Consider the following 11,988-nt stretch of genomic DNA (forward strand, 5'->3'; position numbering starts at 1 on the left):
GACCCCAATTGGATATTGGAGCGTTCGTAGGCTGGCGCGGCCCGCGGCCGCGGCAGGTGAGCGCAGCGAACCCCAGCAGGATCCCGCGCACTTCGCTGGGGTTCGCTGCGCTCACCACCAGCCTACGGAAGGTGGGGCGCGGTGAATCTCGCGCAGGCCATCGTGGGGGCCCCTGGTGCGCGCCAGCGCCGTGCCATCGCCAAGGCGATCACGCTGCTGGAGTCCACCCGCGGCGACCACCGGGCGCAGGCGGACGAACTGCTGACCGAACTCCTGCCCCACACCGGCAAGGCCTTCCGGCTGGGGATCAGCGGCGTGCCGGGCGTGGGCAAGAGCACCTTCATCGAGGCGCTCGGCCTCTACCTGATCGCGCAAGGGCATCGCGTGGCCGTGCTCGCCATCGATCCTTCGTCGACCGTGTCCGGCGGATCGATCCTGGGCGACAAGACGCGCATGGAGCATCTGTCCGTGCACGCGCAGGCGTACATCCGGCCCAGTCCCTCCAGCGGCACGCTGGGAGGCGTCGCCGCGAAGACGCGCGAGTCCATGCTGGTGTGCGAGGCGGCCGGCTACGACGTGGTGATCGTCGAGACGGTCGGCGTCGGCCAGAGCGAGACGGCCGTGGCCGGCATGACGGACATGTTCGTGCTGATGCAGCTGCCCAATGCCGGCGACGACCTGCAGGCGATCAAGAAGGGCGTGATGGAGCTCGCCGACCTGGTGGTGATCAACAAGGCCGATCTCGATCCCGACGCCGCTACCCGTGCGCGGGCGCAGATCACCAGCGCACTGCGCATCCTGGGCCAGCACGGCAACCCCGATCACGCGCACCACGATGCGACGCTGTGGCATCCGCAGGTGCTGCAGCTCAGCGCCCTGAAGGTCCAGGGCGTCGAAGCCTTCTGGCAGGCGGTGGGCGAGTTCCGCCGGCTGCAGGAAGCCGGCGGCCGCCTGCAGTCGCGCCGCAAGCACCAGGCCCTGGCCTGGATGTGGGAGCGCATCGACAGCGGCCTGAAGCGGGCTTTCCGGCAGGCCCCGGCCGTGAAGGCGCTGCTGCCGCAACTGACCAACGAAGTCGAGCATGGGCTGCTCGCCGCCTCCACGGCGGCGCGGCGCCTGCTCGACGCCATGCACGAAGGGACGCGCGGCGGCCCTTCCGCCAACTGATCCAACGGAGAACGACATGCAAGACATCCTGGCGCAGCTCGAGGAGAAGCGCGACGCCGCGCGGCTGGGCGGCGGCGACAAGCGCATCGCTGCGCAGCACAACAAGGGCAAGCTCACCGCCCGCGAGCGCCTCGAACTGCTGCTCGACGAAGGCACCTTCGAGGAATGGGACATGTTCGTGGAGCACCGCTGCACGGACTTCGGCATGGCCGACAACAAGATCCCGGGTGACGGCGTCGTGACCGGCTACGGGATGATCAACGGCCGCCTCGTATTCGTGTTCAGCCAGGACTTCACCGTCTTCGGCGGCGCACTCTCCGAAGCGCATGCGGAGAAGATCTGCAAGGTGATGGACCAGGCCATGAAGGTGGGCGCGCCGGTGATCGGCCTGAACGACTCGGGCGGCGCGCGCATCCAGGAAGGCGTGGCGTCGCTGGGCGGCTACGCCGACGTGTTCCAGCGCAACGTCATGGCCTCGGGCGTGGTGCCGCAGATCTCCATGATCATGGGCCCCTGCGCGGGAGGCGCGGTGTACTCGCCCGCGATGACCGACTTCATCTTCATGGTCAAGGACAGCTCCTACATGTTCGTGACCGGCCCGGAGGTCGTGAAGACGGTGACGCACGAGGAAGTGACCGCGGAGGAGCTGGGCGGCGCCTCCACGCACACGACCAAGAGCGGCGTGGCCGACCTCGCGTTCGAGAACGACGTCGAGGCGCTGATGATGCTGCGGCGCCTGTACAACTACCTGCCCCTGAACAACCGCGAGAAGCCGCCGATCCGCCCGAGCAACGATCCGGCCGACCGCATGGACTTCTCGCTCGACACGCTGGTGCCGGACAACGCGAACAAGCCCTACGACATGAAGGAGCTGATCACCAAGACGGTGGACGACGGCGACTTCTTCGAGCTGCAGGCGGATTACGCGAAGAACATCGTGATCGGCTTCGCCCGCATGGAAGGCCAGACGGTGGGCATCGTCGCGAACAACCCGCTGGTGCTGGCCGGCTGCCTGGACATCAAGAGCTCCATCAAGGCGGCGCGCTTCGTGCGCTTCTGCGATGCCTTCAACATTCCGGTCATCACCTTCGTGGACGTGCCCGGCTTCATGCCCGGCACCTCGCAGGAGTACGGCGGGATCATCAAGCACGGCGCCAAGCTGCTCTACGCCTATGCCGAGTGCACGGTGCCCAAGGTCACGGTCATCACCCGCAAGGCCTATGGCGGCGCCTATGACGTGATGAGTTCCAAGCACCTGCGGGGGGACGTCAACTTCGCATGGCCCAACGCGGAGATTGCGGTGATGGGGGCGAAGGGCGCGGTGGAGATCATCTTCCGCGAGGACAAGGGCGACCCGGCCAAGCTGGCCGCGCGCGAAGCGGAATACAAGGCCCGCTTCGCCAACCCCTTCGTCGCCGGCGCCCGCGGCTTCATCGACGACGTGATCCTGCCGCACGAAACCCGCAAGCGCATCTGCCGCTCCCTGGTGATGCTGCGCGACAAGAAACTCGAAAACCCGTGGCGCAAGCACGGGAACATCCCGCTCTGAAGGCAAACACCCAACATCCGGACGCAGAGGACGCAGAGATTTCGCAGAGGACGCAAAAGAAGACATCAAAGAATTGTTCATTGAATTCTTTTGCGCCTTCTGCGTAACCTTTGCGTCCTCTGCGTCCGGTTGTTGGGTTTTAAAGGACCCCCATGTTCACCAAGATCCTGATCGCCAACCGCGGCGAAATTGCCTGCCGTGTCATCGCCACCGCCAAGAAGATGGGCATCCGCACCGTTGCCGTTTATTCCGACGCCGATCGCGATGCCCGCCACGTGGCGCTGGCTGACGAGGCCGTGCACATCGGCCCCGCGCCCAGTCGCGAGAGCTACCTGAAGGCCGACAAGATCATCGCGGCTGCCAAGCAGACCGGCGCGCAGGCGATCCATCCGGGCTACGGCTTCCTGTCCGAGAACGAGGACTTCGCCAAGCGGGTGGAGGAAGAGGGCATCACCTTCATCGGGCCCAAGCACTACTCCATCGCGGCCATGGGCGACAAGATCGCCTCCAAGAAGCTGGCCAAGGAAGCGAAGGTCAGCACCATTCCCGGCTACAACGAGGCCATCGACACGCCCGAGCAGGCCGTGTCCATCGCCAGGGACATCGGCTATCCGGTGATGATCAAGGCCAGCGCCGGCGGCGGCGGCAAGGGCCTGCGCGTCGCCTTCAACGACAAGGAAGCGTTCGAGGGCTTCACGTCGTGCCGCAACGAGGCGCGCAACAGCTTCGGCGATGACCGCGTCTTCATCGAGAAGTTCGTCGAGGAGCCGCGCCACATCGAGATCCAGGTGCTGGGCGACAGCCACGGCAACGTGGTCTACCTGAACGAGCGCGAGTGCTCCATCCAGCGCCGGCACCAGAAGGTGATCGAGGAAGCGCCGTCGCCCTTCATCAGCGATGCGACGCGCAAGGCGATGGGCGAGCAGGCCGTGGCGCTCGCGAAGGCGGTGAAGTACCAGAGCGCGGGCACCGTGGAGTTCGTGGTCGGCAAGGACCAGAGCTTCTACTTCCTGGAGATGAACACGCGGCTGCAGGTGGAGCACCCGGTCACCGAGTGCATCACGGGCCTGGACCTGGTGGAACTGATGATCCGCGTCGCCGCCGGCGAGAAGCTGCCGCTCGCGCAGGCCGACGTCAAGCGCAACGGCTGGGCGATCGAGTGCCGCATCAATGCGGAAGACCCGTTCCGCAACTTCCTGCCCTCGACCGGCCGCCTCGTGCGCTTCCAGCCGCCGCGCACCAGCATGTGGGCGTCGGACACGGAGCACCTGTTCGGCGTCCGCGTGGACACGGGCGTCACCGAGGGCGGCGAGATCCCGATGTACTACGACTCGATGATCGCGAAGCTGATCGTGCACGGGACCGATCGCCGGGACGCGATCGCGAAGATGCGCGAGGCGCTGAACGGCTTCGTGATCCGCGGCATCTCCAGCAACATTCCCTTCCAGGCTGCGTTGCTCGCCCATCCGAAATTCATGACCGGCGACTTCAATACGGGCTTCATCGCCGAACAGTACGGCAAGGGTTTCCGCGCCGAGGACGTGCCGCACGACGACGAGGATTTCCTCGCGGCCATCGCGGCGTTCGCGAACCGCCGGGCGCTGGAGCGCGCCTGCGGCATCAGCGGCCAGATGAGCGGCCACGAGTTCAAGGTCAATGGCGACTTCGTCGTGGTGAAGCTCGATGACCAGGGCCGTCACGCCCACCTGCCGGTGAAGGTCAGCGCGTTCGACGGGCCGGCCGGCACGGCCACCGTGGAAGTGAACGGCAAGCGCTACGAGCTCTCCAGCAAGTGGCACCTCGGTGGCGCCCGCATCCGTGGCACCGTCAACGGCCAGGCGTTCACCGCGCAGGTGGAGCGCGGCGCGGCCCGCAACCCGCTGGCCTTCCGCATCGGCCACAACGGCACCCGGCTCGACGCGCTGGTCCTGACGCCGCGCGCGGCGGAGCTGTACCGGCTGATGCCGTACAAGGCGCCGCCGGACATGAGCAAGTTCCTGTTGTCACCCATGCCGGGGCTGCTGGTGGACGTGGCCGTGCAACCCGGGCAGAAGGTGCAGGCGGGCGAGCGCCTGGCCGTGATCGAGGCGATGAAGATGGAGAATGTGCTGTTCGCATCGGCCGACTGCGTCGTGGGCAAGGTGCTGGCCGGCAAGGGCGAGTCGCTGGCCGTGGACCAGGCGATCCTGGAATTCGAGTAACCCATCGCGAGCGCATCCCAATGCAAGACAGTCGTCCCTTCAAGGTGCTGGGCATCCAGCAGATCGCCATCGGCGGCATCGACAAGCTCAAGCTGCACAGGCTGTGGGTGGACCTGTTCGGGCTGGAGGTGACCGGCACCTTCCGCAGCGAGCGCGAGAACGTCGACGAGGACATCTGCGCGCTGGGCGAGGGCCCGCTGAAGGTCGAAGTGGACCTGATGCAGCCGCTGGACGCCGAGAAGAAGCCCGCGGTGCATGCCACGCCGCTGAACCACGTGGGGCTGTGGGTCGATGACCTGCCCCGGGCGGTGGACTGGCTCAGCGGCCGCGGCGTGCGCTTCGCCCCGGGCGGCATCCGCCGCGGCGGCGCCGGCTTCGACATCTGCTTCGTGCATCCGCGGGGGAACGACGAGTTCCCGGTGGGCGGGGAAGGGGTGCTGATCGAGCTGGTGCAGGCGCCGCCCGCCGTGGTGACCGCCTTCGCAGCGCTGGCCGCCGCGCCGTCCTGAGCTGTTGCGGCGGCACGGCGCGGCGCGCGTTTGTCGCGCCGTTGGGACAGGCGCGCGCACCGTTTGCGCAGACTGGGGTTACGCGGCGAGCCTGCTGGCGGAGAATCCGGCTGCTCAAGCATGGATAAGGCTTCTCCCCAACTCCTGGTCGCTGCCGGTCGCGGACCCGCGCCGCAGGACGCGGTGCTGCGCTGCCAGGCCGCGCTGCTGGCCCGCAGCCTCCTGCCCGAAGCGGCGACGGCCCTGGCCGCCGAACTGGCCGAGGTGCTGCAGTGCCGCCGGGTGAGCGTGGGCCTGCTGGAAGCCGGGCGCATTCGCGTCGTGGGCAGCTCGCAGGCCGCCGACCTCGACCCCCGCCAGGACGCCGCCGCGCAGCTCGCCGCAGCCATGCACGAGTCGCTGGACCAGCACCTGTCGCTCGCCTGGCCTCCGCTGCCCGGCATCGATGCAGTCACCCTGGCGCTGGCGCAGCTGGCCGGCACGGGCCAGGCCTGCGCCATTCCGCTGGTCGCGGCGGGTGAGACCGTCGGGGCGATCACGCTGGAGCGCGGCGCCCAGCCGCCGTTCACGGCGGCCGATCTCGCCACCTGCGAGGACGTGGCCAGCTTCGCCGCACCGGTGCTCGCCATGAAGCGCGACGCGGCGCTGCCCTGGACGGTCCGCGCGCGCCGCTGGCTGCAGGCCCGCCTGGCAGCACCCGGTCAACGCCGCAAGGCGTGGATCACCGGCGCTGTCGTCGCCATCGCAGTGCTGGCCGTCCCGCTGCCCTGGCGCGTGAGCGCACCGGCGCGGCTGGAAGGCGCCGTGCAGCGCGCCGTGGTCGCGGCCTCCGACGGCTTCTTGCAGCAGGTGAACGTGCGCCCCGGCGACCGCGTCACCGCCGGCCAGCTGCTCGGCCAGCTCTCCTCGCAGGACCTGGAACTGGAGCGCCGCCGCCGGGAAAGCGAGATGCGGCAGCACGAGAACGCGTACCGCGCCGCCGAGGCCCGCAACGAGCGCACCCAGATGGTGGTGAGCCAGTCGCGCGCTGCCGAGGCCGAAGCGTTGCTGGCGCTCGCGGAAACGCAGTTGCAGCGCAGCCAGCTGGTCGCACCCTTCGACGGCGTCGTCATCAAGGGCGACCTCGCGCAGAACCTGGGGGCGCCGGTGAAGAAGGGCGAAGTGCTGATGGTGCTGGCGCCCAGCGACAACTTCCGGCTGATCGTCGAAGTGGACGAGACCGACATCGCCGCAGTGCGACTGGGCCAGCACGGGGCGCTGGCGCTGGCCGCGCGGCCCGAGCAGCCGCTGCCGTTCACCACGCGCCGCATCGTGCCGCTGGCGACCGCTGCCGATGGCCGCAACTACTTCGAGGTGGAGGCGAGCCTGGACTCGCCGCAGCCGGACCTGCGCCCGGGCCTGAGCGGCGTCGCGAAGATCGAGGCGGGGCACCGGCCGCTCGCGTGGCTGCTGTTGCACCGTCCCGTCGCGTGGGCGCGGCTCGCGTTGTGGACCCTGGGGCCGTGAACGAGCCCCTGGTCAGCGGCTCCTGGTACCGCGTCGCCCCGCTGCGACCGAGCCTGGTGGCTGGCCTGAAGATCGTGCGCCAGCGCGTGCGCGACCAGCTGTGGCACGTGCTCGTGGAGCCGGGGTCAGGGCGGCAGCTGCGGCTCAATCCCGCCGCGTACGCGTTTGCCGGCCGCTGCGACGGGCGCGCCAGCGTCGAGGACCTCTGGCAGGCGGCGCTGCGGCGCGAGGGGGAAGACGCGCCGACCCAGGACGACGTCCTGCGCCTGCTCGCCCAGCTCTTTCGCGCCGGCATGCTGCACTTCGACGCGGCGCCGCACCTGTCGCTGCTCTTCGCGCGCCGCGGCGAGGACGACGGCAAGCGGCGCCGCAGCTTCGTGAATCCGCTGGCGCTGCGGCTGCGCCTGTTCGATCCCACGCGCCTGCTCGATCGCCTGCTGCCGCTCGCCGCCCAGGTCCCCATGAAGCTCGCCGCGCTTGCGTGGCTTCTCCTCGTGCTGCTCGCCGCCGTGGCTGCGGCCGTGTCGTTCCCGCAGCTGAAGGCCGACGCGTTGAGGGTGATGGCCACCCCTTCCAGCTATGCGATGGCATGGCTGGCCTACCCGCTAGTGAAGTCGCTGCACGAGCTGGCGCATGCGCTGGCCGTGCGCCGCTTCGGCGGCGCCGTGCGCGAAGTCGGGCTCTCCATGCTGCTGCTGACACCGGCGCCCTACGTTGACGCGAGTGCGGCCAACGCCTTTTCGTCGGCGCGCGAGCGTGCGCTGGTGAGCGCCGCCGGCATCCTGGTGGAGCTCGCGCTGGCGGCGCTCGCGGTCTTCGCGTGGACGGTGCTGGCGCCGGGGCTGCTGCGCGATGCAGCCACCGTGGTCGTCCTGATCTGCTCGGTGTCCACCTTCCTGTTCAACGCCAATCCGCTGATGCGGATGGACGGGTACTACCTCCTGTGCGACGTGCTGCAGCTGCCCAACCTGGCCTTGCGCAGCCATGCGTGGTGGGCTTCCGCCTGGCGGCGGGCGCTCGGTGCGGAGCCGCCGCTGCCGGCCAGCGCGCTGGCGGCCGGCGAGAGCAAGTGGCTCCTGGCCTATGCACCCGCGTCCTTCGCGTATCGACTCGCGCTGCTGGCGACGCTGGTCGGCTGGGTGGGACATCATTCATGGCTGGCAGGATGGGGACTGGCGCTGGGGCTGCTTGCGTGGCTCGCCACGCTGGCCGTGCGCGGCGTGCTGCGTTCGGCCGCGGCGGCGCCGCAACCCGCTGCGCGCCGCAAGGTCCTGGCGGTCGCGGCCGGCGCCGCCCTGGCCGTGGTGCTGGCGCTGTTCGTGGTGCCGCTGCCGGCCAGCGTCGTGACGCAAGGCGTGGTGTGGCCTCCCGACCATGCGCAGCTGCGGCCCGATGCGGCCGGCTTCGTGGAGCAACCGGTGGTGCGCGACGGCGATGCCGTGCTGCAGGGGCAGGTCGTGCTGCGGCTCGCGGACGCCGAGCTCGTCGCGCAGCGGGACAAGGCGGCCAGTGAGCGCACCGGGCTGATGGCGGAGCAGTACCACGCCTTGCTGCTGGATCCCGCGCGGGCCGGCGACGTCAACGAGCAGCTCGCGCGCAACGACGCGGAACTGCAGCACGCCGAAGGCCAGCTCGCGGGACTGGAAGTGCGGGCCCGCAGCGCGGGCCGCGCCGTGTTGCCGCACGAGCAGGACCTGGACGGCACGTACGTGCAGCGCGGGGCCATGGTCGGCTACGTGCTGGGCCCGGAGCCAGCGCAGGTGCGGGCGGTGCTGCGCGACGAAGACCTGCTGCGCGTGCGCGGCCGCCTGCGGGGCGTCGAGGTCCGGCTGGCCGACTCGCCCTGGACTGCGCGCGCGGCGCAACTGCGCAACGAGACCCCCGCGGCCACGCGCCAGCTTCCGAGCGCCGCGCTTGGCGACCGCGACGGCGGCCCGGTCGCGGTGGATCCGGCGGACAAGGACGGCCTGCGCACGCAGGCGCCCGTGTTCCTGCTGGACGTGGTGATGCCGGACCTGCCCGCCGGAAACGTGGGCGGCCGCGCCTGGGTGAAGCTGCAGTTGCCGGCGGAGCCCCTGGGCTGGCAGGCGGTGCGCAACCTGCGCCAGCTGCTGCTGCGGCAGTTCAGTCCGACGGGGCAGGCATGACACGGCGAGCCGGCCACGGGCGAAGCCTGCCGTGCACGGCGCGGAGGGCGCGTCCCGTGGGCCGCCGCAAGGAGTGAACGCCGTGGCGCATGCCTGGCCTTTTCCCGGTGTGGTCTGGGGCGAGTACCCGGAGCATTCGTCCGCGTCGGCTGCGCAGCGGCGCGGCAGCCAGCTGTCGCTGGCGGCGTTGCAGTCCTTTGCCGAATCGGTCCTGCAGCAGGGCACCATTGCGCCGGCGGCCGTGGCCGGCCGGCTGCAGGGCCTGCCGGCCCTGGTCCCACAGGAGGATGCATGGCTGCATGAAGCCGCCGTGCTGGCCACCAGCGCACTCACGCACACGGTGGGCTACGTGCCGCACCGGCAGCAGCTCATGGCTGCGCGCGCGCTGCTCGACGAGCGCCTGGCGGAGATGGCGACCGGCGAAGGCAAGACGGCCGCCATCGCGCTGGCCGCTGCCGTGGCGGCGCTCGCCCGCACGCCGGTCCACGTGATCACGGCCAACGACTACCTCGCGCAGCGCGACGCCGACGCGCTGCGGCCGTTCTACGAGCGCCTCGGGCTGCGCGTGGATTGCGTGACGCAACCCATGGACGCGGCGCAACGGCGCAGCGCCTATCGCGCCAACGTCACCTACTGCACCGCCAAGGAGCTCGCCTTCGACTGGCTGCGCGACGGTCTCGCCCGGGCGTCGGACCTGTCCGCCCTGGAGCAGCGGGCCCGCCGGCTCGCGGGCACCTTGCCGCGACCGCCCGTGTTGCGGGGACTGTGCATGGCGATCCTCGACGAGGCGGACACGGTGCTGATCGACGAGGCGCGGGTGCCGCTGGTGCTGGCGCAGGCCGCCGGAGGCGATGAGGAGTCCGGGTTCTACCGCGGCGCGCTCGAGGCGGCGCGCCGGCTGGCCGCAGACGTGGACTACCGGCCCGTCGATGCGCGGCGCTTCGTCCTCACGGACCAGGGCCGCGCACGGCTGGCTGCCTGGCCGGCTGCGGACCATCCGCTGCTCGGGCACCGTGCCCATCGCGAAGCGGCCGTCGAACTCGCGCTGGTCGCCCTGCATGTGCTGGAGCGCGATCGCGACTACGTGCTGCGCGATGGCGAGGTGCGGCTGGTGGACGAGACCACCGGACGAGCCGCCGCGGGGCGCGCCTGGTCCTCGGGCCTGCACCAGCTGGTGGAGTGGAAGGAGGGCGTGCCCGGCACCCGCCGCAACAGCACCATGACGCAGACCACGTTCCAGCGCTTCTTCCCGCGCTACCTGCGGCTGGCGGGTGCGAGCGGCACGCTGTCCGAAGCCCGCAGGGAACTGCGTCAGGTCTATGGGCTGGACGTGGTGGTCATTCCTCGGCGCGAGCCCTGGCGCGTGCAGGCGGCGCCGTTGCGCCTGTGGCCGGACAGCGCAGGGCTGTGGCAAGCCGTGGCGGCCGAAGCCGCCGCGGTCGCGGCACAGGGCCGGGCGGTGCTGGTCGGCACCGAAACCGTGGGGCACACCGAGGCGCTTTCCGCCGTGCTGCGCACCGCTGGCGTGCCGCACCAGGTGCTGCATGCGCGCCAGGACCAGGAGGAGAGCCGGCTGATTGCCGCGGCGGGACAGGCCGGCCGCATCACCGTGGCCACCAGCATGGCGGGTCGGGGCACCGACATCATGTGCGAGCCAGCGGTGCTGGAGCGCGGCGGACTGCACGTGATCCTCTGCCAGGCCAATGCTTCCGCGCGGATCGACCGCCAGTTCCTCGGACGCGCGGGCCGCCAGGGCCAGCCCGGGAGCATCCGCCGCATGGCCGCCGCCGATTTCCCCCTGCTGCGCCGGTGGTGGCCTGAGCGCTGGCTGGATTTCGCCGCGAGGGCAGGTGAAGGCGAAGTGTTGGCAAATGTCACACTAAAGGTTGCGCAAGCTCGACAATCCTTTACGACTCGTTACGAGCGTGTGAAACTCAGCCACATCGCCGAGTCCATGGAACGGGACTTGACGTTCAGTCGGCAGGTACACCATGAATAGAGTCAGGGGTTGGGGGGCGCTGGTGGGGGCGCTACTGCCGGCGGCGGCAGTCGCGCAGGCGCTCGGCTGCCTGATCGAGCCGTACCGCGTCTCGGAAGTGGGCAGCCCGATCGTCGGTGTCATCGAGTCGGCGGCGGTGGAGCGCGGCGACCTCGTCCGCGCCGGCCAGGTGCTGGCCACGCTGCGTGCGGATGTCGAGCGCCAATCGCTGGCGGTGGCGCAGAGCAAGGCCGATGCGGTGGGCGAGTTGCGCGCCGCCGAGGCCAACGCCGAACTCGCGCGGCAGAAGCTCGCGCGTGCCAAGGACCTCGCCGACCAGAAGTTCATCTCCAGCCAGGCGCTGGAACAGGCGCGCGCCGAGGCGATGGTGGCGGAGAACCGTCTCGAGCAGGCCCGCGAGCAGCGTGACGTGTACGCTCGCGAGCATAGTCTGGCCGCAGCGCAGCTGGGACAGCGGACGATCCGCAGCCCGTTCTCGGGCGTCATCGCGGAGCGCTACATGTCGGCTGGCGAACACATCGACGACAAGCCGATCTACCGGGTCGCCATGATCAACCCCTTGCGGGTCGAGGTGGTCCTGCCGGCCTCTGCGTACGCGAGCGCGCGGCAGGGCATGAGCGTCACCGTGCTCCCCGAGTTCCCCGGGGCCACGCCGCGCCAGGCCAAGGTGACGCTGGTGGATCGGGTCATCGATGGCGCCAGCAACACGTTCCGCGTGCGCATGGAACTGCCGAACCCGGACCTGTCGTTGCCGGCGGGGCTGCGCTGCAAGGTCGATCTCGGCGCACCGACCGGGGCCTCGCGCGGCACCCCGGCGGCTACGGGGCGGCGCGACGGCTCGGCGCTGCAGTTGAAGAATGCGCCGGCGTTGGTCAGGCAACCCGCGCCCAACCCCTGAACGGCGGCCCAT

Annotated in this window: 8 protein-coding genes; all 8 read left to right on the forward strand. The window is 70.3% G+C overall.

What is annotated here, in order from left to right; genetic code table 11:
• Positions 1-141: 141 nt before the first annotated feature.
• The 8 genes from meaB to JJB11_RS15920 all read left to right on the forward strand — a co-directional run bounded on the left by meaB (position 142) and on the right by JJB11_RS15920 (position 11,976).
• Entirely contained in the window at positions 142-1,167 is a 1,026-nt protein-coding gene (meaB, locus tag JJB11_RS15885; RefSeq protein WP_201173340.1) for a methylmalonyl Co-A mutase-associated GTPase MeaB, read from the forward strand.
• Between the two features lie 16 nt (positions 1,168-1,183).
• Entirely contained in the window at positions 1,184-2,716 is a 1,533-nt protein-coding gene (locus JJB11_RS15890; protein ID WP_201173343.1) for an acyl-CoA carboxylase subunit beta, read from the forward strand.
• A gap of 152 nt (positions 2,717-2,868) precedes the next feature.
• Positions 2,869-4,917 (forward strand): acetyl-CoA carboxylase biotin carboxylase subunit, encoded by a 2,049-nt coding sequence (locus JJB11_RS15895; RefSeq protein WP_201173345.1) that lies wholly within the window; start codon positions 2,869-2,871, stop codon positions 4,915-4,917.
• A gap of 20 nt (positions 4,918-4,937) precedes the next feature.
• Entirely contained in the window at positions 4,938-5,426 is a 489-nt protein-coding gene (locus JJB11_RS15900; protein WP_201173348.1) for a VOC family protein, read from the forward strand.
• Positions 5,427-5,546: 120 nt separating this feature from the next.
• Complete coding sequence (locus JJB11_RS15905; RefSeq protein ID WP_201173350.1) at positions 5,547-6,932, forward strand: GAF domain-containing protein; 1,386 nt, start codon at positions 5,547-5,549, stop codon at positions 6,930-6,932.
• Complete coding sequence (locus tag JJB11_RS15910; RefSeq protein WP_201173357.1) at positions 6,929-9,079, forward strand: PqqD family peptide modification chaperone; 2,151 nt, start codon at positions 6,929-6,931, stop codon at positions 9,077-9,079. Before JJB11_RS15905 ends, JJB11_RS15910 begins: the two co-directional genes overlap by 4 nt.
• A gap of 82 nt (positions 9,080-9,161) precedes the next feature.
• Positions 9,162-11,078 (forward strand): preprotein translocase subunit SecA, encoded by a 1,917-nt coding sequence (locus JJB11_RS15915; RefSeq protein WP_201173360.1) that lies wholly within the window; start codon positions 9,162-9,164, stop codon positions 11,076-11,078.
• A complete protein-coding gene (locus JJB11_RS15920; RefSeq protein WP_201173362.1) occupies positions 11,071-11,976 on the forward strand; it encodes an efflux RND transporter periplasmic adaptor subunit in 906 nt (301 codons plus the stop codon). The genes JJB11_RS15915 and JJB11_RS15920 overlap by 8 nt, the downstream gene beginning before the upstream one ends.
• The last annotated feature ends 12 nt before the right edge of the window (positions 11,977-11,988 follow it).

It is taken from the genome of Ramlibacter ginsenosidimutans, assembly GCF_016654015.1.
Classification (GTDB): Bacteria; Pseudomonadota; Gammaproteobacteria; order Burkholderiales; family Burkholderiaceae_C; genus Ramlibacter; species Ramlibacter ginsenosidimutans.

Coding starts and splice junctions, on each gene's coding strand:
- JJB11_RS15890 (WP_201173343.1), top strand. CDS start 1,184: ATGCAAGACATCCTGGCGCAGCTCGAGGAGAAGCGCGACGCCGCGCGG.
- JJB11_RS15895 (WP_201173345.1), top strand. CDS start 2,869: ATGTTCACCAAGATCCTGATCGCCAACCGCGGCGAAATTGCCTGCCGT.
- JJB11_RS15900 (WP_201173348.1), top strand. CDS start 4,938: ATGCAAGACAGTCGTCCCTTCAAGGTGCTGGGCATCCAGCAGATCGCC.
- JJB11_RS15905 (WP_201173350.1), top strand. CDS start 5,547: ATGGATAAGGCTTCTCCCCAACTCCTGGTCGCTGCCGGTCGCGGACCC.
- JJB11_RS15920 (WP_201173362.1), top strand. CDS start 11,071: ATGAATAGAGTCAGGGGTTGGGGGGCGCTGGTGGGGGCGCTACTGCCG.